The organism is Nonomuraea sp. NPDC049400 (genome assembly GCF_044466425.1).
Taxonomy (GTDB): Bacteria; Actinomycetota; Actinomycetes; order Streptosporangiales; family Streptosporangiaceae; genus Nonomuraea.
The window spans coordinates 100,614-122,897 of record NZ_JBITMP010000018.1 but is presented as its reverse complement, the minus strand read 5'-3'; the positions used below and the strand labels follow the sequence as shown (position 1 = coordinate 122,897).

The following is a 22,284-nucleotide window of genomic DNA, read 5'->3' as shown; positions in this document are numbered from 1 at the left end:
GTGGCCGTGCTCGTCATCCCCACGGACGAGGAGTGGGAGATCGCCAGCCAGGCGCTCGCCCTGCTCGGGTCGTGACGGGCCGGCCTGGTCTCATGACGGGCCGGCCACATCCTGGCGGCCGGCCGGGTCGTGGGTCCTGGGGACGGCGGGCACCCAGAAATCCACGGTCGTGCCCTCGCCGGGCGCGCCGCGGATGTCCCACCAGCCGCCCGCCGTCTCGGCCCGCTCGCGCATCTCGATCAGCCCGAAGTGCCCGTCCCGGTTCTCCCGGTTCGCGACCCCGATCCCGTCGTCGCGCACGCGTACGTGGACGCCGCCGTCGAGCGAGGCCAGCCGCACGCTGACGGTGTTCGCCCCGGCGTGCTTGCGCACGTTCGTCAGGGCCTCCTGGCAGATGCGGAACACGGTGATCGCGGCCTCCGCGGGCGGCTCGCCGTCCAGGTCGCACGCCAGCTCGTACGCCACGCCCGACATCTCCCGCTCCAGGTACGCGGCCAGTCCCTCCACCAGCCCGTCGCCCGGCGGTCGTAACCGGAAGACCAGGTCGCGCAGGCGCCCCACGGCGGCCTCGACGGCGTCGTCCAGCGAGCCGAGGGCGGCGGCGTGCTCCTCGGGCAGCCGCTCCCCCAGGGCGCGCAGCCGCATCCCGACCGCGACCATGGACTGGATGGTGTCGTCGTGCACGTCGGAGGCGATCCGGCGGCGCTCCCGCTCCTGGGCCTGGACCAGGTGGGCGAGCAGCAGGCCGCGCTCGTCCAGCGCCCCGGCCATGCTGCGCCGCTCGGTCAGGTCGCGCGTCACCTTGCCGTACCCGCACAGCTCGCCGCGCTCGCCGTACAGAGCGGTGATGACCACGCTCGCCCAGAACCTGGTGCCGTCCTTGCGCACCCGCCACCCCTCCTCCTCCCACCGGCCGTCGGCGGCGGCCGTCTCCAGCTCCATGGGAGGCTTGCCGGCCGCCACGTCCTCGGGCGGGTAGAAGACGGAGAAGTGGGTGCCGATGATCTCCTCGGCGGTGTAGCCCTTGATGCGCTGAGCTCCGGCGTTCCAGCTCACGATCCTGCCGCGGGGGTCGAGCATGAAGATGGCGTAATCGCGGATGCTCTGGACGAGCAACCTCATGTCCTCTTGCGGGAGGTCATCCACGGCCATACCGCAGCTTTTCACGACATGGCGGGAGGGCCCAAACCCTCGTCCTCGGGTTCAGGGTTCGGAGCGGCCGCTCTGGATCGGGGCGAGGCGGGGCGACAGCTCGCACCAAACCACCTTCCCGCCGTCTCGGGGCGAGATCCCCCAGCCGGTGGACAGCAGGCTGACGACGTGCAGCCCCCAGCCGTTGGCCGGACCGGGCTCACGCGGCTCGGGCAGCCGCTCCCCCGCGTCGCCCACCTCGACGCGCACCTGCGCCGCGCTGCCCCTCATCCGCAGGGACGGCGGGCCGTCGCCGTGCACGAGCGCGTTGGTCACGAGCTCGGACACCACCAGCAGGACATCCTCGTGATGGCCCTGGTAGCCGCACTCGGCCAGGGCCCGGCGGGCCATCCGGCGCGCCGCCGTGATGCTGCCTATCTCCTTCGGCAGGGGCGTGTCCACCTGGTACGGCCCCACCTCCTCGCTGCCCACCCCTCTACTGTCAGGTAACGCGGCACCCGATCACGAGACGCAACCGCTCCAGATCGCCTGATGCGGCTGGGGGACGCGGCATGGTGCAGATGCGTCAGTCGAGCAGCCCGTCCCTGCGGGCGAGCGCCACCGCTTCCAGCTTGGACCTGGCGCCCAGCTTCTCCAGGACGTGCTGAACGTGGTTGCGTACCGTGTTGCGGGCCACGCCGAGGCGTTCGCTGATCTCGAGCGTGCTGGCGCCCTCAGCCAACAGCAGCAGCGTCTCCCGTTCGCGAGCCGTCAGCGCCGACCCCAGCAGCCCGGCCCGCCCGGTCAGCCGGTCGAGCATCCCCGGCAGCAAACTGGGTGCGAGCACCACTCCGCCGGCCGCCACCTCCCGCACGGCCGACTCCAGCTCTCCCAGCCGGGACGACTTCACCACCAGCCCGGCGCCCCCGGCCGCCACCACCCTGGCCGCCACGGAAGCGGTCGCCTCGCCGGTCAGCACCAGCACTCGCGCCTTGGGCGCCGCCGCGGCGAGTCTTTCGATGGCCGTGATCCCGTCGCCGTCGGGCAGGCGCCGGTCGAGCACGACGACGTCGGGCTGGAACCTCCCGGTCTCGGCCACGGCCCCGGCGATGGTGCCGGTCTGAGCCACCACCTCGAGCCCGGGCGCCTTGCCGAGGGCCAGCCCGATGGCCTCGGCGACCATGGCGTGGTCCTCGACGAGAACGACCCGGATCGTGGGGGGAGTCGCCATCCTTCGTGCCTCTGTCCGTGGGTCCTGCTGCCGCACGGGCCGCCCCCGGGACGGCCGGCGCCACGAGCAGTGTCGCACGACCCGCCACGCGCCCGCACGACCTGCCCCCGGGCCCGCCCGAGCCCGCCCGAGCCCGCGGCACGCAACGGTCAGGACGCGGTCCAGCGCTACCGGTGTCGCCACTTGTGGGATATCGGGCGCCCCTTGAGCTTCGGGTGCTTGGTCTCCCAGTATCGCCAGCCCTCCACCCGGGCGGGCACGTTGGCTATTCCAGTGGCGACCTCGACCTCGCGGCACGTCCCGAGCACCTCCCAGGCCGACCAGCCGATGCGGTAGCCGAAGACCCGGTACCACATATTGCCGTACTTTCCTTTGCTGATCTCCCGCGTATATTCATGGCCGGTGAAGACCATGTGCCGCTCTTCGAGGTGCGGAAGCCCCAACTTGCGAAATTCCTGAACCAGGTCCTTCGTCTTGAACTTATGGGTGACTATCCATTTCCTCTCGAGCTCGGTCTCCAGGAACGCGAGTACTTCGTGCTCCCTCGTGACCGACACCGTCATCGTGCCGCCGGGACCGTCGATGTAGCGGGTGCGCGGCAGGAAGAAGTTTCGCGGCGAGAGCTCATGGACCTTGTAGAAGACATGCGGGTTGCACCTGCCGTGGTCGAAATGGCGGCGAGTGATGATATCGACGTCGGGGGTGGCCGTCTCTGTCGCGGTCTCTGTCGCCGTCTCCGTCACCGTGGCGGTCGGGGTCACCGTTGGAGTCACCGTCGGGGTCACCGTCGGAGACACTGTCGGAGTCGGAGCCACCGTCGGAGTGGGAGCCACCCGCGGGGTGGGAGTCGGGCTCGAGGTTCGGAGCGGGGTCAGGGTCGGCGTCACGACCCCGATGGGGACGTCGGGGGCGTTGTCGGCGTTCGCCGACGAGGTCGAGGTCGAGGTCGCGACCAGAGCCATGGAAAGGGAGCCGCAAATCGCCCTCTTCATCGCGTGACGTGCCGTAGGCCGGGCGGGCTTGGCTGTGGCTTTTGTCCGGACATTGGGCGTGAACATGTACCGTTCCTTTCGGAATCTGTCGCAATTGACCCGCAGGCCGGAATGCGGCCCGTACCGGCCGCCGAGCGGGCCGAACAAGATCGGTACGATGTTTGCAGTTGCCGCTGGCCCTGCCGCAACGCCACGCCGAAGGCGATTTCCCCGTGCCTGGAAAGAGCCGGTGAAAAAGTGTCATCAGCGGGTCGCGCCTTTGACAAAGACCCATCATGGCGACCCGGGCGCCGCACCGCCCGGCTTTGGAGGAGAATATCGGTTGTGTCCTCCGCGTCCTCAGTGCTGCGTCTCGCGCGGGCCGTCGTGTTCGCGACGGTCTGCGGCGCGGTGTCGGCGGGCGGGCACGCGCTGGCGGGCGGCGGTCTCGTGCCGTTCGAGGTCTACCTGGCCGGGGTGCTGGTGGCGCTCGGGCTCGCGTATCTGATCGACGGGCGCGAGCGCGGGCCGGCCGCCGTGCTGGTGGCGACCACGAGCACGCAGTTGGTGCTGCACCAGCTCTTCGAGCGGCTCGCGCCCGCCGCGGGAGCGGGCGCGGCGCACGGGCATCCCGCCCCCGGCATGACGCTGGTGCATCTCACGGTGGCCGCACTGACGGCGTGGTGGCTGCATCGGGGCGAGCGGGCGCTGTGGCTCATGATCCGCCTCTGCGCCGCGCCGCCGCCGCTCATCCGGCTGCTCGCCACCGTCCCACCTGAGGTCTGCGCGCCCTCGTGGCGGCCGGTGACCCCCACACTCCCCGTGTACGCCGGCAGGACCGTCTCCGGCGCGATCAGCAGGCGAGGCCCGCCCGGCGGGCCAAGGCACTTCGGCTGAAGTCCATGTCCCTTGGCGCGCCCCCGCGGGGGCGTACCCTTGCCTATGTCCGGACGGCGCCACGCGCGCGGCCGGACGATCGTTCTGGAGACCACCATGGCGTTCCTGCCACGTCACATCCTCGGGGCGGCGCTCGCGTGCGCCCTTGTCCTGATGTCCACCGCTTCCCCGGCGCTCGCCCACGACTCGCTCAAGAGCAGCTCGCCCGCCAAGAACGCGCAGGTCGGCTCGATCAAGGAGATCGAGCTCGAATACAGCGCCGGCGTCCGGTTCCCGTTCGTCGTGCTGCACGACACGGCGGGCAAGGCGGTGCCGCTCGGCAAGCCGCGGCTCGCCGGTCCGAAAGTGTTCGCAGACGTGCCCCAGCCACTCGCGCCGGGCTCGTACGTCATCGCCTGGCGCGTCGTTTCGTCCGACGGCCATCCCATTGAGGGCGAAATCCCCTTCAGCGTGAAAGGATCAGCTTCTCCATCGGCCTCGCCCTCGCGCTCCGGCGAGGGGTCAACGGTGAACACGCCGCCCCAGGCGGCCGCGCAGCCCACTGCGGCGGGCGAGCAGGGCGCGGCGTCGGCAGGTGTTCCCGGCTGGATCTGGGGCGGGCTGGCGGTGCTTGTCGTGCTGGGTGCGCTCGTCCTGCTCTGGAACGCGCGCCGCGGCTTGGATCGGGAGGAAGTGGATGCGGATTGAGCAAGCCAGGCAGATCGCCCGGCAGTGGGTGCAGGAGGAGGGCGCCGCGCTGCCGGGTTTCGAGGGTGCGTTCCTGACCGGGTCGGCCCTGTGGGCCGACCCGGGCGCGGAGCTGGCCCCGACCTCCGACGTGGACGTCGTCGTGGTCGCGGACCAGCCCGCCGGCCTGGGCAAATTCGCCTACAAGGGGGTTCTGCTCGAGGTCTCCTCCATTCCCGAGCTCGGCTCGGCGCACGACGTGCTGAGCGACTACCACCTGGCCGGCAGCTTCCACCTCCCGTGCGTGCTGGCCGACCCGTCCGGGCGGCTGACCGAGCTCCAGCGGGTGGTCTCGCGCGACTTCGCCGAGCGGCCATGGATCCTGGCCCGCTGCACCAACGCCATGGACCGGGTGCGCGGGTTCATCAACGGCATCGACGAGCGCGCGTCCCTGCCCGACCAGGTCAACTCGTGGTTGTTCGGCACCGGGGTGACCACACACGTGCTGCTGGTCGCCGGGCTGCGCAACCCCACGATCCGCCGCCGGTACGTGGCCGTGCGCGACCTGCTCGCCGAGCACGGGCGGCTGGACTTCCATGAGAGCCTGCTCGACCTGCTGGGCTGCGCCGACCTCAGCGCGGCGCGGGTCGGGCGGCATCTGGCCAGGCTGGAGAAGGTGTTCGACGCGACGGCCGCCGTGCGGGCACCCTCGTACCGGTTCGACTCCGACATCACCCCGTCGGCACGGCCCATCGCCATCGACGGCACCCGCGACCTGATCCTGCGCGGGCTGCACCGGGAGGCGGTCTTCTGGTTGGTGGCCACGTACGCGCGCTGCCTGGCGAAGCGGTCGGCCGCCGGCATGTCGGGCTTCGAGGACGGCTTCCGCGAGCTGCTGGCCGACCTGGGCGCCGAGACGCGCAAGGACCGCCGCCGCCGGGGCGATCTCGTCCTGGCGGCGCTGCCGGAGGTCTGGCAGACCGCGATGGCCCTGTGCTGAGCGGCCCGCCGCCCGCCGCCCCGCGATGGCGGGCGGCCCCGAGCGGCCTACTCCCGCACGTCCAGCCCCAGGGCCGTGGCCACGACCGTCGCCTGGAAGGGGTCGATGATCGCGCCCTTGAGCGTGACGGTGTGCGGGTCGAGCGTGCTCAGGTCGCTGCCGCGCAGGTCGCACCGCGTCAGGTCGGCGCCGCGCAGCGACGCCCCGGACAGGTCGGCCCGGCGCAGCTCTGCGCCCTCCAGCCGGGACCCCGACAGGTCGGCCTCCCGTAGCCGGGTGCCGCGGAAGGCGCTCCCCCGCAGGTCGGCGCCCGGCAGGCTGACGTAGGACCAGTCGCCGCCCTCGACCTTGAGCAGGCCGTACGTGCATCCGTCGAACACGCTGCCCGTCAGCTTGCACCCGTCGAACGTGGCGTCGAAGAACGAGCACCGCGTGAACGTGCAGTTGAGGAAGCGGGCTCCGTCGTGCGCCGACACGTTGAAGCGCACGTTGCTGAAGTGGCACTCCTCGAACGAGGAGCCGTGGTCGACGAGCTCGGTCATGTCCACGTCCTGGAACAGCACCCGGCGGTGGCTCTCGCCGGAGATCTCGAGGCTGTCCCAGTCCGTGGACCAGATCGTCTTCTCAGTGGGCTGGGCCATGCGAACAAGCTAGCGGATCAGGCCCGTTTCGCGATGGCCGTGATGAGAGGTTGCACCAGCTTGGCCGCCAGGGGCCCGAAGGCCGCGAGGATGAGGACGTACGCCGCCGCCAGCGCGCCGAGATCGGGATGCGCGCCCGCGCCCACCGCGAGGCCCGCGATCACGATGTTGAACTCGCCGCGCGGGATGAGCGCGATGCCCGCCCGGGCCTGGCCCGCCCTGGCGATGCCCGCCCTTCTGGCCGCGTACGCGCCCGTGATCAGCTTGGTGACCATGCTGACCAGGGCGAGCAGCGCGGCCAGCCCCGCCACCGGCAGGATCTTCGCCGGGTCGGTCTGGAAGCCGAAGAAGACGAAGAACACCGCCGCGAACAGGTCGCGCAGGGGCGCGAGCAGCGCGTGCGCGTCCTCGGCGAGCTGCCCGGACAGCGCGATCCCGACCAGGAACGCGCCCACCGCCGCCGACACCTGCAGCTGCTGGGCGAGCCCGGCCACCAGCAGGGCCAGCCCGACCACCTTGAGGAGAAGCACCTCGGAGTTCGGGCTGGACACGAACGCCTCGATGAACCGCCCGAACTTCAGCGCCACGACCAGCACCACGCTCACGGTGAGCAGCGCGATGCCCACCGAGATGGCCCCGCTCACCAGGCTCAGCCCGGCCAGCATGGTCGTCAGGATCGGCAGGTAGACGGCCATCGTCAGGTCTTCGAACACCAGCAGCGACAGCACCGTCGGCGTCTCCCGGTTACCGATCCATCCCAGATCGGACAGGACCTTGGCGGTGATGCCGGAGGAGGTGGCGTAGGTGACACCCGCCATGGCCACGGCCGCCACCGGACCCCAGCCCAGCAGTAACGCGCAGATCGCGCCGGGCGCGGCGTTGAGCACCAGGTCGACGATGCCCGCGCGGGCATTGCCCGTCAGGCTCGTCACCAGCTCGTCGGCGTTGTACTCCAGGCCGAGCGTCAGCAGCAGCAGGACGACGCCCAGCTCCGCGCCGACGGAGATGAACTCCTCGCTGGTGGCCAGCGGCACCAGCCCGCCGGTCCCGAAGGCCAGGCCGGCGATCAGGTAGAGCGGGATGGGCGAGATGCCGACGCGCAGCGCCAGCGCGCCCAGGACTCCCAGACCAAGCAGTACTGCACCGAACTCGAGAAAGAGGACCGCGGTTTCGTGCACCCGCGGCCCTACCCGTCCGCCAGGATGCCGGCCACCTCGGCGGTGCTGTCCTCGCTGCCGACGACGACCACGACGTCGCCCGCCCTGAACACAAACTCGGGTCCGGGGCTGGCGAACACCTGCCCCGCGCGCACGACCGCGACGATGGAGGCACTGGTACGGGTCCGCACGCGCGCCTCGCCCATGGGGCGCCCGGCGTAGGGGGAGTCGGCGGGGATGGGCAGCTGCACGCTGACCAGGCCCTCGACCTCCTGGTGCAGCTGGTTGAGCCGCTGCACGATGCGGGGCGCGCCGAGCAGCTCGGCGAGGGCGTCGGACTCCTCGTCGTTGAGCTTGACCACGTGGCACACGGCGTCGGGGTCTTCCGCGTCGTAGATCACCAGGTCCCGGCGGCCGGTGCGGTGGGACACCACACCGATCCGCTGTCCTTTACGGGTGGTGAAATCGTGACGTAGCCCGATCCCCGGCAGCGCTGTTTGTTCGACCTCCACCTATCCCCACCCGTCCAGATCCGCCTATTTCCTCCTAAACCCTATCCAATGCGTAGCGGACGGCCCACCTCGTGCAAATGGCGCAGGGCCTGTGCCCACGACTCGATCAGGCCGCATTCGACGTAGTCGACGCCGATCTCCGCGCAGTACGCGCGGACGATGGGCTGTGCCTTGCGCAGGTTCGCCGTGGGCATGCTGGGGAACAGGTGGTGCTCGATCTGGTAGTTGAGACCGCCGAGCGCGGTGTTGACCAGCCGCCCGCCGCGCACGTTCCTGGAGGTCAGGACCTGGCGGCGGAGGTAGTCCAGCTCGTCTTCCGCGGTGAGCACGGGCATGCCCTTGTGGTTGGGCGCGAACGTGCAGCCCAGGTAGACGCCGTAGCACGCCTGGTGCACGGCCAGAAACACCAGCGCCATGCCAGGAGGCAGCACCAGGAACACCGCGCCCAGGTAAGCCAGCACGTGCGCGGCCAGCAGCAGCCCCTCGACCTTCCTGCTCTTGAGCGACGGGCGGCGCAGCGCGCGGAAGCTCGACACCTTCAGGTTCACCCCTTCGAGGGTGAGCAGCGGGAAGAACAGGAACGCCTGCCGGCGCCCGATGAACCGGGCGATCCCCCGCGCCGCCCCGGCCTGCCGCTCCGACCAGACCAGGAAGTCGGGCGAGACGTCCGGGTCGTGCTCCTCGTGGTTGGGGTTGGCGTGGTGGCGGGTGTGCTTGTCCATCCACCAGCCGTAACTGAGCCCGACGGCCAGGTTGCCCACCAGCAGCCCGGCGATCCTGGAGGAGCGCCGCGACCGCGAGATCTGCCCGTGCGCCAGGTCGTGGGCCAGCAGCGTGACCTGGGCGAACGCCACGGCGAGCAGCACCGCGACCGGGACCTGCCACCAGGAGTCCCCGACCGCGGCGAACACCGCCCAGCTGCCCGCGAACAGACCGGCCACCAGGCTGATCCTGGCCGCGTAGTAGCCCGGCCGCTTGTCCAGAAGCCCCGCCTGGGCGATGCGGCGCGACAGCCTCGCGAAGTCGCTGCCCCGCTGGGCGGTGGTGGTGGAGGTCCCCACATCTTTCTCCGATGCTGACGAGTCGTTGCTGATCACTCATCAGCATCGCGAGAAAGCGCCCCCAGGAAAACCCCCGCTGTCACCCCTCCTCGTGGTAGTGCCCACCCCACCATTCGGGCGCCGGCTCAGATCGGCTGCAGCGCGGGCAGCGCCGCCGGCCCCGGTGCCGGAACTGGGGCCTCGCCATAGACGTGCAGGTCAGGGCGGAAGGCCGCGAGATAAGCGACCCGGTCGGGGAAGCTGGCGACCAGCGCGTCCCCGTAGTCGATGAGCTGGCTGTGGGCGTGCTTGCGGGGCTCGTACCGGGCGGACAGCAGCCGGTCGAGCAGCTCTTTGTCGCCGCCGGCCGCGCAGATGACGTCGGCCAGGATCTCCGCGTCGTGGAGCGTGTAGCTCATGCCCATCCCGGTCATGGGGTGGCAGGCGAACGCGGCCGAGCCCAGCAGCGCCGCGTTGCCCTTGTGGTACGCCCCCAGCCGGAGTGTGGAGACCTTGATCCGCTGCCAGTTCGCGGGCTGGAGCGAGTCGAAGGCGTCCGAGCTGTCGGTGACGAACTTCTTCAGCTCGTCGACCAGCGCCGGGATTCCGTCCTGGAAGATCTCCTCGTCGTCCTCCGGGGGCAGGCCGACGAACACCCTGGCCTGGTCCCTGTTGAGCGGATAGAGGTAGGCGAACCAGCCTTCCGAGCTGAAGTACAGCCGGTTGAGCTGGGCGATGCTGGCGGTCAGCGGCACGGTGGCCACCCGCATCAGCAGCCGCTCGTACGGCATCGTGCGCGGCTCGATGTCGAGCGCCTGCCGTACGGCCGACTTGGTGCCGTCGGCGCCGATCACGACGCCCGCCCGCAGCCGCCGCCCGTTCGACAGCGTCAGTTCTTCGACGCGGCCGTCACCCATCGCGATGTCGTCGATGCTGGCGTCGAACCAGAAGTCGACGCCCTCCATGGCGCAGCACGTGTAGATGAGCTCGACCAGCTCCCGGTAGGGGCGGATGAGGAAGCCGTCCGGGTAGTGGCACTCCTGGATGGGGTCGCCGTCGTGGTAGTAGCGGACGACGTCGCGCCTGAGGCCATGGCGTCCGGCGAGCTCGGCCAGCCCGTGCCGGGCGAGCACCTGCAGCCCGGGGGGCTTGAGGAAGTCGGCGCCCGCGCTGGGGACCGAGGGTCCCTGCTCGATGACGACGACGCGCTGGCCGCGGCGGCTCAGCAGTAAGGCGAGGAAGCAGCCGCCGAGCCCGGCGCCGACGATGGCTACGTCGCACGATGTGGTTGCCATGACGAGAGCCCTTTCGAATGATTGTCTAGTTCGTGTGCCCGCGAGTCGAGGCGAGCGGGCCCGGCTCGGCCGCCCGCTGCCGCGGGACACTCTCCGCAGCGGTGTCCATGGGGGGTGTGCGGGTCTCGACAGGCAGCAACGCGTCGGCCTCCGCCGCCACGGTGGCGAGGGTCATGCGCAACTCCAGGAGCAGCCGGCGCGGCACCTTGACCATGACGTCGCCGGGGTCGGTCCGCAGCCGGGTGATCTTGGTGAGGGCCAGTGCGCCGATGAGCACCGAGATGGCCACGCACATCGCGAGCGCGCCCGCCAGCCCGGCGAAGGGGCCGGTCATGAACGGGTGGTCGATGACGACCGACACGACGGCGACGCCCACGGCCCCGCCGACCATGCGTGCCATGGTGGCCGCGCCGACGGCGGAGGCGTACTGGTGGGGGCGGGCGGCCAGGGTGGTGGCGACGGAGGTGCCGGGCGCGAGCGCGCCGACGCCTATGCCGACCACGACGCTGGCGACCAGGCCCCACACGGTGGGTCCGGCCTGGGTCAGCACGAGCACGCAGGCGCCGCCGCAGAGCAGCGAGCCGGCGTAGATCAGGCCGTACGCGCCGACCCGCTTGACGACCTTCCCGGCCAGGAAGCTCGTCACGACGACGGCCACCGACGTGGGCGTCAGCCACATGGCCACTTCGAGCATGGGGTAGCCCAGGTGGAGCAGGTACAGCGGCTGCACGGTCAGCAGCCCGTACGACAGCGCGCCGAAGCCCCAGGTCGCCAGCCAGCCCCAGACGAACCTGGGGCGCCGCCACAGGGCCAGGTCGATCGCCGGCAGGCGGTGGTGCTTGGCCTGCGCGAGCGCGCCGCCCAGCAGGGCCAGCGCGGCCAGCGCCAGCCACACCACGTCCATGCCCCAGGCCATGGCCTTGGAGATGGCCAGGACGACGACCGCGATGCCCGCGGCGAGCAGCCACGCGCCCAGCATGTCCGGCAGGCCCCTGGCCCCGGCGCGCTTACCCGGCGGAAGCCCGACGCAGGCGATCAGGAGCGCGACGCCGATCACGACGTCGGGGACGAACAGCGCCCGCCAGCCGACCGCGGCGGCCAGCCAGCCGCCGCCCGCCTGCATGAGCAGGCAGCCCAGCCCGGAGGCCGAGCTCCACAGCGCGATCGCGCCACGCCGCTGCGACTCAGGCAGCTCCCCGAGCAGCAGCCCGAGGCTGGCGGGGATCATCGCCGCGGCGCCGGCGCCCTGGACGGCCCGTGCCGCCAGGACGTACGACCAGGAGTCCACCAGGACGGTGGCGATCCCGCCCAGCACGAACACCACGAGCCCGACGGCCAGCACCCGTCGCCGGCCGCACAGGTCCGCCCAGCGGCCCGCGGTGGCCAGCAGCGCCGCGATCGGGATGAACGCCGCGCTGGTCAGCCAGACCAGGTCGCCCAGCGGCATGCCGGCGCCGGCGGGTGTGTACCGCAGCACTCCGACTGCCAGGGTGGTGGCCGTGGTGTCGGCCATCACCGTCAACATGACACCCGCGCCGACCAGCCGCAGCATCACGGCGTGACGGCGGTCTACGGTGCTCGTCCCCCGCGCTGGTGACGAACGCACGTGGTCACCTCCAAGCTATGAGTGGCTCCGCCGACCGGCACTCTCCGGCTGTGCGACCGGCGGAGTCGGGACAGTTCGGTCAAGCGCCGTAACGGCCGGGAGAGAGCAGGCCGTCCGGGTCGAGAGCGGTCTTGAGCCGGTGCAGCATGCCGAGGCTGGCGGTGCTGGTCTCCGACCACACGTCGGCCGCGGCGTGGTCGATGTCGGAGCGGTAGATCGCGCAACCGTTCCCGCGCAGCAGGCAGTTGCCGTCGTTGCGGAGCTGGTGGGCCCGGAAGGGGGCGTCCGGCGCGCCCCGGTCGAAGAAGATCTGGATGACACCGTTGGCCAGGTGCTTGCTGACGAGGTTCCACTCGACCATGAGGGCGGTGCTGTGCGCGTCCACGGCCGTCTGGAGCGCGGCCAGGATGTGCTCGGTCCTTCTCGCGTGCATGGGCATCAGCGGCAGCAGTGCCAGGAAGCCCATGTCGCCCTCGTCGATCTGGTCGCAGGAGGTCACGCCGAGCGCGTTGCGCACGCCCAGGCAGGTGGGAATGCCCTGCGCCATGAGCGCCCTCGGGTAGAGCGGGTCGTCGGCGGGGACCTCGGCCGCGTCCATCACGCGCAGCGCCTCGGCGCCCTCGACCTCGATGAGCGCCTTGCGGAGCAGCTCCTCGGCCAGCTCCACGGTGGCGTCGCTGCCCATGAGCGGCCCGAGGATGGTGAACAGGCTCGGGTCGACCCCCTTGGGCAGCGTCCAGTCCCCCTGGCTGGGGGTGAGCGACAGCTCGCGCACGCGCATGAGCCCGTCGGCCGGGTTGCCGCGGCGCAGGAACCCGGTCATCGCGCCGACCGCCGTCCCGGCCTGGTCGCGCTGGAAGCGGCCGTGCACGAGGGCGATGGTCTGCGGGCGCGGCACCAGTGCGACGGCCATGGCGGTGACGATGCCCAGGTTGTGCTGGACGAACGCGGGCGTGAGGTCGGGTCCGGCGACCCGGCCGTGGTAGCGCCCGGCCGGGTCGAGCCCGCCGGTGGTGACCACGCTGCCGTCGGCGAGCACGGCCTCGATCCCGGCCGTGTCGTGGACGCGCGAGCGGATGCAGCCGTCGCCGCGGTCGAGCGCGTTGCCGACGACGGAGGTGTCGGCGCAGGAGGCGGTGACGTTCAGCATCCACGGGGTGTCGCGCAGCACCTCGGCGAGCTGCGCCTGGGTGACTCCCGGCTCGACGACCGCGTAGCCGGCCTCCAGGTCGAGGCTGCGGATGCGGTTCATGCCGCTCAGGTCGACGACCAGGTTGTCGTCGGTGACCGGCATGGCCGAGCCCATGCCCCAGTTCCTGCCGGTGCTGATCGGGTAGAGGCGGCGGCCGGACGCCGTGGCCCGCCGCACGAGCGCGCGTACCTCGTCGAGGCTGCGCGGCGTGTCGATGCCCGCCACCGAGCGCGGGTGGTGGCCCCCGACCTCGTGCGACCTCAGCTCCAGTCGCTCTAGTTCTTGCATGGTTCTCCTCTTTCGGCTCACGCGATGTGCTGGAGCAGGTCGTCGATGGAGCCGATGGCCTGGTTGGACATCTCCCTGATGCCGAGCAGCCGCTGCTCGACGTACACGTCGGGCCCAGCAGTGGCGCCGGGGAGATCGAGGGTTCCGCGCGGCGGCGCCTGCACGGGGACCTCGTGCAGGCCGTAGGGGTGCCGCCGGGCCCTGGCGGTGTCGGTGTCTCGGGTGTCACGCATGGTTCTGGCGGGCAGGTGCGGGGGGGTTCGCATGACGGGAGCTCTCCTACCGGACTCGGATGGGGTTTTCCGGGCGACCACTCGCCGTTGAGCGGATCTGGTTCAGCGCGCGCCCTCCGTGTGGTCGAGGTGCTCGACCAGCGGAGTGACGGCCGCGGGGGTGGCCCGCGGCACGCCGTGGTTGATGACGCTCGCGGCGATGCGGCGTTCCGCCAGCCCCATGTGGGGACGGCCGGCGGCGCCGCCGGGGCTCGGCCGGGCGCTGGCCGAGCCACGGATCATGGAGCTGGCGTGCACCCATCGGCGGGACTCTGCCAGCACGTCGCGCTGCGCGCGCGACAGGTCGGAGTGGCGGGCGTACTGCTCGCACACGGCTCTCGCCAGCACCCGCGCCATGACGAGGTGCTCTTCGCAGGCGGTCGAGACCTTCGTTTCCAGGCCGATGACCTGGGCGAGGAGCAGTTGCAGGTGCGGCAGGCCCGAGCTGCGCTCGAACCCGTCGAGCTCGGCCAGCCGCTCGGGCCAGCGCAACCGCCGCTCGATCGAGGCGCACACGGCCGCCACGACCTGCGCGGGGGGCTGGTCAGGGCGCTGTCCGTCGAGCTGCACGGCCCGCTGCGCGGTCGCCTCGAAGTCGGTCAGCCTGCGCAGCCCGCTCTGGAGCAGGCGTACGCGGTTGTGCAGGCAGGCGGCGCTCCATCCGAGAACCAGCAGGCGGTCCGCGTCGGCCTCGCAGTGCCAGCCGACCAGTGCCACCTCGCGGGCCATGCGGTGGTAGAGCACCCAGGACTCCTGCTCGGCTACCGGCACCGGGGTGTCGATCCACACCTGCAGGCCGCCTGGGGGTACTTCGTCGACGCCGACTTCGATGCCGTCGGGCGCGACCCTGTCGCAGATCCGCTTGACCACCCGCTGCTGGGCGGCTGTCTCCGGCGCCAGGGGCACCGGGCCTGGCAGCACTCGCTCTGGGACCACTCTCGCCCTCGGCTCGATGCTCATCTAGGGCCACCTCCTGACGCGGCCTACGTAAATTGACACTTAATAGTGCCGTCCTGATAGTCGTCACCGGGCGGTTTTCTGTCAACTGGTACTTAACGAAGACGGCATGGATCGCTGGGCGGGCACGGGCCACGACCGGACGGCAGGAGACTTCCCGCTGGTGAATCCCGGGTTACGGAGCGTGGATCATCTAGAGTCCCGTTAGCTCGGCAAGACGGGGGAGGAACGCGACCATGCCGATGGCAAGATCCATGCTCGTGGCCCTGTCGGTGGCCGTGACGGCGCCCACGTGGCCGGGCGTGGCGCACGCGGACGCCGGTTACTGCCGGCTACCGGATCACTCCGCCACGAGCGGGGCTAACCCGATCGATACTGCTTCCTCACTCGGCTGGATTCACCCCCTCCCGCCGCCCGCCGACAGGGAGCCGACGGAGTCCGAACGGCTCGACTTCGCGGGCTTCCCCAACGTGTCGGCCATCGACGTCGTGGGGCACGACGGCGCTCCCCGCCAGAAGCTGATCACCACGTTCACCACCAACGTGGACGAGATCGTCACCCTCACCAACGCGGCGGCGATCTCCGACGACGGCGGCCTCACGTTCGGCCCGGCGAGCCGGACGCCGCTGCGCGAGGCGCCCATCGAGCTGCTCGACGGCCGCTACTTCGCCACGGAGTACTACCTGCGGCGGACCGGCCCCCACACGGCCCGGCTCGGCGTGCTCACCTCGAGGTCGCCGGACGACCAGGAGAGCTGGGAACGCTCGGAGCCGACGCTGTTCACACCCGGCGATCTGCTGCCCGGCGGTGCGGCGCACGGGGTGCCGATCCAGCTGGCCGACGGCACGATCCTGATCACGGTCTACGCCCGCTACCGCGACACGGGGACGTACCAGGCCGAGGTGTACGCCAGCCACGACGGCGCGCGCACCTTCGAGCGGCGCGGTGTGATCGCGGGACCTTCGAAGGAATTCGTCTACAACGAGGCGGCCGTCGAGCAGACGATGGACGGGAGCCTGCTGGCGGTGTTGCGGCGCGACGGCGGCACGTTCTCCACGCTGCACCAGAGCCGCTCCACCGATGGCGGACGCACCTGGTCACCGGCCGGCGAGCTGCGCTTCGGCGGGCAGGACTGCGTGGTGCGCGGCGTGGCCCCGCGGCTGCTGCTCACCCCCGGCGGCGTCCTGGTGCTCAGCGCCGGGCGCCCGGACAACTGGCTGGCCGTCTCCCCCGACGGGCGCGGCGACGAATGGCTCTGGCCGCAGGTGACGTACCACAACCGCGACGGCATCTGGGACACGCACGGCTCGTCCGGCTACACCGGGATCGCGGCGGTGGGCGCACACAAGCTGATCCAGGTGTTCGACAACTGCAAGCTGCCCGGAGCGCGTCCCGACGGGCCGCTGAACGAGACGGCCTGCCCGGCGCACGGGCGGTTCGAGAACGGCGGCCGGTACGCGATCAAGCACCGGCTGTTCACGATCGCGCGGCCCGCCACGGGCCTGCTGGACCTGGCCGCCATGCACCGGCGCGGAGCGCTCGGCATCGAGACCACCATGCGCTGGGCCGGCCGGCCGAGGTCGCGCCCCAGCGCGGCCTTCGACGGCGGCACCGGCTACTGGTCGAGCGCCGTCGCGCCCGGCCGCGGCCGGTACGTGCTGCACCTGGACCGGCAGTACCGGCTGACCCGCATCGGCCTCAGCCTGCGCCCGGGCCACGCGGCCGGCGCCCGCGTCTACGTCTCCGAGGACGGCCGCTCATGGGGCGAGCCGGTCCTCACGATCACCGGCAGGACGGACTACGCGCTGCGGTATTCGGAGATCGCCAGGACCGGCCGCCACGTCAAGATCGTCACCGACCCGACCTCCGGCTGCGAGCCGGAGATCGGCCGGACGTGCAGCATGCTCAACGAGGTTGAGCTCTACTCGTGACCCGTGGGCGTCATCGGCGACTGCGGCGTCTCGGGACCGGGCGACGGCTCCGGCGGCGCCGGGCTGCCCCCTTGGGCCTGCCGCAGCGCGGACAGGTGCTTCTCCAGCGCCGGCAGAGCACCCTTGGCCAGCGCCACCACCTCCGGCGACGACCCCTGGGCCACTTCCGCCTTCGTGGCCGCGATCGCCTCCATGTGCTCATTGGTCATGACAGCGATGAACTCCTGGTCGAAGCCCCTGCGCGTCGCCTCCTTCAGTCTGACTATCTCGGCGCGCTGATCGGCGCTCGGGGACGTGGGGAGCTTGATCCCGAGCTTCCCGGCCGTCTTGGTTACCTTGGCATCGAGCTCGGTGTGGTCGGCGACGATCATCTTGCCGATCTTTTTGATCCGCGGCGTGCTGCCCTTGCCCCGCCCGAGCTGCCCCATCTGCATCTCGGCCAGGTTGCCCTCGTGGATGGCCCATATCCAGGCCTTGTCCTGCTCGGACGGCTGCGCGTCGGTACGCGGTTCGGTAGGCGATGCGGCACGCGGCGCGAGGCCCGCGGTGTCCGTCGGCACGCCACCGCACCCCCCGAGGGCGACGGCGGCCACGGCTGTCAGCAACAGAGTGCGCATGAACTTTTCCCATGACATAGCGTTACGTCTCCTATATAGAGAGTAATCGTCGCAGCGTAAGGGAGCCCGCATTCCAGGTATCCGGGCGCGTCAGACGTCCAGGTCAGGCCCGGCGACAATATGACGAGCACGACAAGACCGATGTGACCGGAGCCCCGAATGACGCGCCCTGACCCCCGCACCCCCGACCAGCGCAAGCAGGACACCCTGGACCGGCTCGAACACGACGTGGACCTCTGGGTCGCCACGGCCGGCGAGGGCGGGGTCCCGTACCTGGTGCCGCTTTCGTTCCTCTGGGACGGCGCGACGCTGCTCATCGCCACGGCGACCGCCAGCCCGACGGCCCGCAACCTGCTGGCCACCGGCAGGGTGCGCCTGGGCGTGGGCCTGGTGCGCGACGTCGTCCTCATCGAGGGCACGGCGGAGGCCACCCCGGCGGCGGACATCCCGGCGGAGGTCGGCGACGCGTTCGCCGCGAAGGCCGGCTTCGACCCGCGCGAGGAGCCCGACCCGTACCACTACTTCCGCATCACGCCGCTTCGCCTGCAGGCCTGGCGCGAGGCGAACGAGCTCAAGGGCCGCGACCTCATCCGCGATGGGAAGTGGACGGTCAACTGAAGCTCAGCACCAGGGTGGTGTGGTGCTTCCTGACGACCGTTTCGCCACCCGTCACCGGAGCCGGATTCCGGTACGCCGCCACGCGCAAGGCACTCATGTCCGGGCGGCCGGCCTCGTCCCATGCCCGGACGTGTCCGGCCAGCTCGGCCGCCAGTCCGGCGCCGCCGGGGCCATGGCCCTGAGCCGCCACTCCGGCGCCCGTGGCCCCCTTGCCGCGGGCCAGGTGCGAGCCTTCGGGGGCGAGCAGCGCGATGGAGTCGCCTTCGACGAGGCCGACGCTCATGCCGTAGCCGCGGCCCAGCTTCCCGCTGAGTGCGCACCACCGGGGCTCGTGCAACGCCAGCCAGAGCGAGAAACTCGCGGCGTGGGCCGGCCCCACCTCCTTCACGGCGATCTCGACCGGCACGGCGTCGAGCGCGGCCGGCACGTCGCCGACCTCGCGCGGCTCGGGCAGCGCCAGCATCAGATCCGGATCCCTGCGCAGCACCGCGACCACCTCGGGACCGGCGAACGGCCCGCGCATCCGCATGAACCCGCACGGCGCCACCGATCGGCTGGCCCAGTGGTCGCCGTCGCGCTCCAGGGCCACGGACGCCTGCACGCCGCGCAGGTCGAGCGGCGCCACCAGCCGGCCGTCCGCGCCCAGCTGCTCCAGCCAGGCGGGGGCGAGGTCCCAGACGCCGACCGTCGCGATCAGGCGGTCGTACGGGGCCGCCCCTGCATACCCCTGGGCGCCGTCGGCGCACGCCACCTCCACCTGCGACACACCCGCGGCGGACAGGTGCCGCCTGGCCTGCGTGACGATGCCGTCGTCGATGTCCACGCTCACCACGCGCCCGGACGGCCCCACGAGGTGCGCGAGCAGCGCCGCGTTGTAGCCGGTGCCCGCGCCGATCTCCAGCACCCGCTGCCCCGGCTCCACGCCGAGCTGGTCGAGCATGATGGCCATGATCGCGGGCTGCGAGGACGAGCTGATCGGCAGGCCCGCGTCGTCGCGTTTGGTGACGATGGGCTCGTCGCGGTAGGCGTCCTCGGGGGCGACGCCGGGCACGAAGAGGTGGCGCGGCACGGCGAGCAGCGCGCCGGCCACGCGGTCGCTGATCTCCTGCTGCTCCCGCAGCAGCTCCACCATGGCCCGTCTCTGCTCCGCGAACTCCATGACCCCCATTGTCCACGGGCCTCGCGAGCAATTCTTGGTAAAGAACAAGTCAAGAAGGGTTGAGTGCGGCAGAAGGGGGAAGGGCAGGCAACTCCTGAACGTCGACCGTGAGGAGGAGCCGTAGTGCTCACCCTGACAGCCAACGCAGCCCAGGCGATCCGCGACCTGACCGCGGCCGCGCCCGAGCCTTCGCAGAGCGGGATCCGCATCTCGTCTCAAGGGGAGGGCTCGAGCTCGCTCACCCTGACGCTGGCCACCGCGCCGGAGCCGGCGGACGAGGTGGTCGAGACCGAGGGGGCGCGCGTCTATCTCGACCCCGTCGCCGCCAGCGTGCTGGACGACAAGTCTCTGGACGCCGGAGCCGACGCCCAAGGGAGTGTGTCTTTCCTGGTAAAAGAGCAATCCGTCTGAGCCGGGCGCCCGCCGTGCCGCTCACCGGCACGGCGGGCTTACCCGTCAGCCCTCGCTGAGGAGCTTGTGCAGATAGCGCAGCTGCTCCTCCGACTGGAACCCGCCGCCGCCCTCGTGGCCGTTCCAGGGCCACACGCTGATCTCCTTCGGGCCCTGCCAGTGGTTGTACGCGGCGAACACCGTGGACGGCGGGCAGACGTCGTCCATCAGCGCCACGGAGTAGAGCGCGGGCGCCTGCCCTCGGGCGGCGAAGTTGAGGCCGTCGAAGTACGCCAGCGTGCGGAACACCTGCTCGGCGCTGTCCCTGCGGGTGGCGAGGAAGCGGACCAGCTCCTGGTACGGGTCCCTCCCGGTGATCTCGACCGCGCGCCGGAAATGCGTCAGGAACGGCACGTCGATGAGCGCCGCCCTGACCGACGGGTGCAGCGCGGCCGTGGCCTGCGCGATGCCGCCGCCCTGGCTGCCGCCCGAGACGACGACGCGGCTCGCGTCGACCAGCGGGTGCTCGAGCGCGGCGTCCACAGCCCTGACGGCGTCGGTGAAGACCCGCCGGTAGTAGTAGTCGTCCGGGTCGAGGATGCCGCGGGTCATCATGCCCGGCGCCTGCGGCGTGGCACTGCCGTGCGGGTCTCCTGTGGCGCCGGGGCTGCCGGGGTTCGCCCCGCCGTGACCGCGCGTCTCCATCACGAACACCGCGTACCCCGCCGTGGGCCAGAAGAGGTGATCCTTGGGGAACCCGCGCCCGCCGCTGTAGCCGATGTAGTGCATCACACACGGCACCGGAGCCTCCACGCCACGCGGCACCAGGAACCACCCGTTGATCCGGTGCCCGCCCCAGCCCGCGTAGGAGACGTCGAACACGTCCACGGAGGCGAAGGGGAGGTCGTACGGAACGTACTCCGCACGCAGGTCGAACTCCCTGGCCTCGCTCAGGGTGCGTGACCAGAACTCGTCGAAGTCGGCAGGCTCGTCGCGATCGGGGCGGTAGCTGCGGAGTTGCTCAAGCGGCAGGTCGAACAGTGGCACGGAGTCTCCAGCCTGTAGAGGGATGCTGATATTTCACCGCATCCCACCGGAAAGCGCTATCCCAGTCTCACGGCGGGAGTAAGGGGCGGGCGCTGAAATCGTCAAGGCAGGGTAGGGGGATCAGGTGAGCACATACGTCATCGAGATCCCCTACTCCCACCTCTATCCCGGCTTGGTGCTCGACGCCCCGGCGGGCGCCGACGACTTCCTCGTGCAGTTCGGCGACGACTCCGAGTCCCGGGCGCAGTTGCTGCGCGACGACACGGGCAGGCCGGTGCTCCGGCTGGGCGGTTACATGACGGCCGGCGGCACGGTCGTCGACGAGCGCGTGTGGACCGTGCGCGAGACCGTACGCCACGGCGACCGCCTCCGCCTGCGCCTCGGCCGCCCACTTTAGGGACTTGATGCACTAACGTCCCCTTATGGCTTCCTTCGCCAGGCTGGCCGGGCGGGCGGTGGCGGGCGCCGGGGTGCTGGCGCTGTCGCCGGTCCTGGGGCTCGCCACGCTGGCCGGGATGGCGATGGTGGGCGCGGAGCCGATGGTGTTCGCGGTGACGGGGCTGGCGGTGTTCGCGTCCGTCTTCTTCCTGGGGCTGCTGCTGTGCGTGCCGAGGCCGAGGGCGGCGTGGGGGCGCTGGGCGAGGGCCGTGGTGATCCTCGGCGTTGAGGTGGCGGTGGTCTGGCACGTGAGCGCGGCGACGTTGCGGCCGCCCGCGGCCCGTGCTCCCGTGGCGCCGGTGGCGGGGCAGCGGGAGTGGCGGCTGCCGACCGGCTCGGAGCTGGCGTACGTACGGCTCGCGCCGAAGCGGGTCACCCGGCCCGACCCCGTGGTGTTCCTGCACGGCGGGCCCGGTGTGGCGGATCTGGCGGCGTCCTCGGCGTTCTTCCGCAAGCTGACGGCCGACGGCTACCAGGTGTACGTCTACGACCAGCTCGGCGCCGGGCGCTCGGCGCGGCTGCCGGACCCGCGCGGGTACGGGCTGACCCGCGACGTGGCGGACCTGGAGGCCATCCGCGAGACCGTGGGCGCGAAGCGGCTGAACCTGATCGCCCACGACCACGGCGCCCGGCTCGCGACCGCCTACCTGGCCGCCCACCCCGACCGGGTGGCCAGAGCGGTCCTCGCCTCCCCCGCGTGGACGCCTCAGAGGCAGGACGGCAGGCTTGAGGTGGCGGCGGCGTTCGGCCGGGACGGCTCGCCGGATCCTCGCCTGCTCGCCGTCTCCACGCTGCTGCGGGTGGAGCCCCTGGCGGCGCACGCGTTCGCGGGCGATCGGGAGCTGGACGCCTACCTCGGCCTCGTCCGCCAGGGCGCCAGGCACCCCTGCCCCGCGGCCGCGACGACCGGTTCCGGGGGCTACGCCGGCCTGATCGGGCGGGCCGCGCCCGGCTCCTCGTCCCTGTCGAGCCTGACCGAGGTGACGGCGCCCGTGCTGATCGTCAAGGCGGCCTGTGACGAGCAGAGCTGGGCGTCGGCCATGGACTACCGGCGGGCGCTGCCCTCGGCCACGTTCGCCTACCTCGGCGGCGGCACGTACCGGAGTGAGGCTTACCTCGGGCTTCTGCGCGCGTTCCTGACCGGCGGCCGGGTGCACGCCTACGAGGGCGACGTCCCGCCCCCGGACTACCGCGGCCCCCGCTGACCGCCTCCCCCCGCTCACTACCC

Annotated in this window: 25 protein-coding genes; 9 read left to right on the top strand and 16 right to left on the bottom strand. The window is 71.5% G+C overall.

The features are described 5' to 3' along the window. Window positions 1-90: 90 nt before the first annotated feature. The 4 genes from ACIBVN_RS27970 to ACIBVN_RS27955 form a co-directional block, all read right to left on the bottom strand. Complete coding sequence (locus ACIBVN_RS27970) at window positions 91-1,122, bottom strand: PAS domain S-box protein (protein ID WP_397141235.1); 1,032 nt, start codon at window positions 1,120-1,122, stop codon at window positions 91-93. Window positions 1,123-1,203: 81 nt separating this feature from the next. Then, the gene (locus ACIBVN_RS27965; protein WP_397141233.1) at window positions 1,204-1,623 is read right to left on the bottom strand and encodes an ATP-binding protein; all 420 of its coding nucleotides are present in this window, start codon (window positions 1,621-1,623) and stop codon (window positions 1,204-1,206) included. Window positions 1,624-1,717: 94 nt separating this feature from the next. Next, window positions 1,718-2,362, bottom strand: coding sequence for a response regulator (locus ACIBVN_RS27960; RefSeq protein ID WP_397141231.1), 645 nt, complete (start codon window positions 2,360-2,362; stop codon window positions 1,718-1,720). Window positions 2,363-2,529: 167 nt separating this feature from the next. Beyond that, complete coding sequence (locus ACIBVN_RS27955) at window positions 2,530-3,123, bottom strand: hypothetical protein (RefSeq protein WP_397141229.1); 594 nt, start codon at window positions 3,121-3,123, stop codon at window positions 2,530-2,532. Window positions 3,124-3,202: 79 nt separating this feature from the next. Between ACIBVN_RS27955 and ACIBVN_RS27950 the strand changes: the two genes are divergently transcribed. The 4 genes from ACIBVN_RS27950 to ACIBVN_RS27935 all read left to right on the top strand — a co-directional run bounded on the left by ACIBVN_RS27950 (window position 3,203) and on the right by ACIBVN_RS27935 (window position 5,896). Then, the gene (locus ACIBVN_RS27950; protein ID WP_397141227.1) at window positions 3,203-3,361 is read left to right on the top strand and encodes a hypothetical protein; all 159 of its coding nucleotides are present in this window, start codon (window positions 3,203-3,205) and stop codon (window positions 3,359-3,361) included. Between the two features lie 317 nt (window positions 3,362-3,678). Beyond that, on the top strand, window positions 3,679-4,230 hold the full coding sequence (locus ACIBVN_RS27945; RefSeq protein WP_397141225.1) for a hypothetical protein: 552 nt from the start codon (window positions 3,679-3,681) through the stop codon (window positions 4,228-4,230). A gap of 45 nt (window positions 4,231-4,275) precedes the next feature. Next, window positions 4,276-4,917, top strand: coding sequence for a copper resistance protein CopC (locus ACIBVN_RS27940; protein WP_397141223.1), 642 nt, complete (start codon window positions 4,276-4,278; stop codon window positions 4,915-4,917). Further along, window positions 4,907-5,896: a hypothetical protein gene (locus ACIBVN_RS27935; protein WP_397141221.1), complete on the top strand. Its 990-nt coding sequence runs from the start codon at window positions 4,907-4,909 to the stop codon at window positions 5,894-5,896. The genes ACIBVN_RS27940 and ACIBVN_RS27935 overlap by 11 nt, the downstream gene beginning before the upstream one ends. A 47-nt stretch (window positions 5,897-5,943) precedes the next feature. Here the strand turns inward: ACIBVN_RS27935 and ACIBVN_RS27930 are convergent, their stop codons facing one another. From ACIBVN_RS27930 to ACIBVN_RS27890, 9 genes are all read right to left on the bottom strand, one after another. Continuing rightward, a complete protein-coding gene (locus ACIBVN_RS27930) occupies window positions 5,944-6,537 on the bottom strand; it encodes a pentapeptide repeat-containing protein (RefSeq protein WP_397141219.1) in 594 nt (197 codons plus the stop codon). A gap of 17 nt (window positions 6,538-6,554) precedes the next feature. Further along, window positions 6,555-7,715, bottom strand: a complete 1,161-nt coding sequence (locus ACIBVN_RS27925; protein WP_397141217.1) for a cation:proton antiporter — start codon at window positions 7,713-7,715, stop codon at window positions 6,555-6,557. 8 nt (window positions 7,716-7,723) lie between these two features. Beyond that, window positions 7,724-8,206, bottom strand: a complete 483-nt coding sequence (locus ACIBVN_RS27920) for a cation:proton antiporter regulatory subunit (protein ID WP_397141215.1) — start codon at window positions 8,204-8,206, stop codon at window positions 7,724-7,726. A gap of 41 nt (window positions 8,207-8,247) precedes the next feature. Continuing rightward, window positions 8,248-9,267: a fatty acid desaturase family protein gene (locus ACIBVN_RS27915; protein WP_397141213.1), complete on the bottom strand. Its 1,020-nt coding sequence runs from the start codon at window positions 9,265-9,267 to the stop codon at window positions 8,248-8,250. 125 nt (window positions 9,268-9,392) lie between these two features. Next, window positions 9,393-10,541 (bottom strand): FAD-dependent oxidoreductase, encoded by a 1,149-nt coding sequence (locus ACIBVN_RS27910; RefSeq protein WP_397141211.1) that lies wholly within the window; start codon window positions 10,539-10,541, stop codon window positions 9,393-9,395. Window positions 10,542-10,566: 25 nt separating this feature from the next. After that, window positions 10,567-12,147, bottom strand: a complete 1,581-nt coding sequence (locus ACIBVN_RS27905) for an MFS transporter (protein ID WP_397141209.1) — start codon at window positions 12,145-12,147, stop codon at window positions 10,567-10,569. Window positions 12,148-12,226: 79 nt separating this feature from the next. Continuing rightward, window positions 12,227-13,627: an FAD-binding oxidoreductase gene (locus tag ACIBVN_RS27900; RefSeq protein ID WP_397141207.1), complete on the bottom strand. Its 1,401-nt coding sequence runs from the start codon at window positions 13,625-13,627 to the stop codon at window positions 12,227-12,229. Between the two features lie 17 nt (window positions 13,628-13,644). Continuing rightward, window positions 13,645-13,893 carry a hypothetical protein gene (locus ACIBVN_RS27895; protein ID WP_397141205.1) on the bottom strand — a complete coding sequence of 83 codons (249 nt, stop codon included), beginning with the start codon at window positions 13,891-13,893 and terminating at the stop codon, window positions 13,645-13,647. A 69-nt stretch (window positions 13,894-13,962) separates the two neighbouring features. After that, window positions 13,963-14,859 (bottom strand): hypothetical protein, encoded by an 897-nt coding sequence (locus ACIBVN_RS27890; protein WP_397141203.1) that lies wholly within the window; start codon window positions 14,857-14,859, stop codon window positions 13,963-13,965. Window positions 14,860-15,092: 233 nt separating this feature from the next. Between ACIBVN_RS27890 and ACIBVN_RS27885 the strand changes: the two genes are divergently transcribed. Next, entirely contained in the window at window positions 15,093-16,787 is a 1,695-nt protein-coding gene (locus tag ACIBVN_RS27885; protein ID WP_397141201.1) for an exo-alpha-sialidase, read from the top strand. On the opposite strand, the gene ACIBVN_RS27880 is transcribed toward ACIBVN_RS27885, so the two are convergent. Next, entirely contained in the window at window positions 16,778-17,404 is a 627-nt protein-coding gene (locus tag ACIBVN_RS27880) for a DUF4142 domain-containing protein (protein ID WP_397141199.1), read from the bottom strand. The two genes, ACIBVN_RS27885 and ACIBVN_RS27880, sit on opposite strands and share 10 nt — an antisense overlap. Before the next feature lie 159 nt (window positions 17,405-17,563). Between ACIBVN_RS27880 and ACIBVN_RS27875 the strand changes: the two genes are divergently transcribed. Further along, window positions 17,564-18,022: a pyridoxamine 5'-phosphate oxidase family protein gene (locus ACIBVN_RS27875; protein WP_397141197.1), complete on the top strand. Its 459-nt coding sequence runs from the start codon at window positions 17,564-17,566 to the stop codon at window positions 18,020-18,022. On the opposite strand, the gene fxlM is transcribed toward ACIBVN_RS27875, so the two are convergent. Further along, window positions 18,015-19,181, bottom strand: coding sequence for a methyltransferase, FxLD system (gene fxlM / locus ACIBVN_RS27870; RefSeq protein WP_397141195.1), 1,167 nt, complete (start codon window positions 19,179-19,181; stop codon window positions 18,015-18,017). The two genes, ACIBVN_RS27875 and fxlM, sit on opposite strands and share 8 nt — an antisense overlap. A 123-nt stretch (window positions 19,182-19,304) precedes the next feature. Here fxlM and ACIBVN_RS27865 point away from each other — a divergent pair, with 123 nt between their 5' ends. Beyond that, complete coding sequence (locus ACIBVN_RS27865; RefSeq protein ID WP_397141193.1) at window positions 19,305-19,592, top strand: HesB/IscA family protein; 288 nt, start codon at window positions 19,305-19,307, stop codon at window positions 19,590-19,592. 45 nt (window positions 19,593-19,637) lie between these two features. Here the strand turns inward: ACIBVN_RS27865 and ACIBVN_RS27860 are convergent, their stop codons facing one another. Beyond that, window positions 19,638-20,618 (bottom strand): acetylxylan esterase, encoded by a 981-nt coding sequence (locus ACIBVN_RS27860; protein WP_397141191.1) that lies wholly within the window; start codon window positions 20,616-20,618, stop codon window positions 19,638-19,640. Between the two features lie 124 nt (window positions 20,619-20,742). On the opposite strand from ACIBVN_RS27860, the gene ACIBVN_RS27855 reads away from it, so the two are divergent. Then, a complete protein-coding gene (locus ACIBVN_RS27855; protein ID WP_397141189.1) occupies window positions 20,743-21,015 on the top strand; it encodes a hypothetical protein in 273 nt (90 codons plus the stop codon). A 25-nt stretch (window positions 21,016-21,040) separates the two neighbouring features. Further along, window positions 21,041-22,261 carry an alpha/beta hydrolase gene (locus tag ACIBVN_RS27850; RefSeq protein ID WP_397141187.1) on the top strand — a complete coding sequence of 407 codons (1,221 nt, stop codon included), beginning with the start codon at window positions 21,041-21,043 and terminating at the stop codon, window positions 22,259-22,261. The last annotated feature ends 23 nt before the right edge of the window (window positions 22,262-22,284 follow it).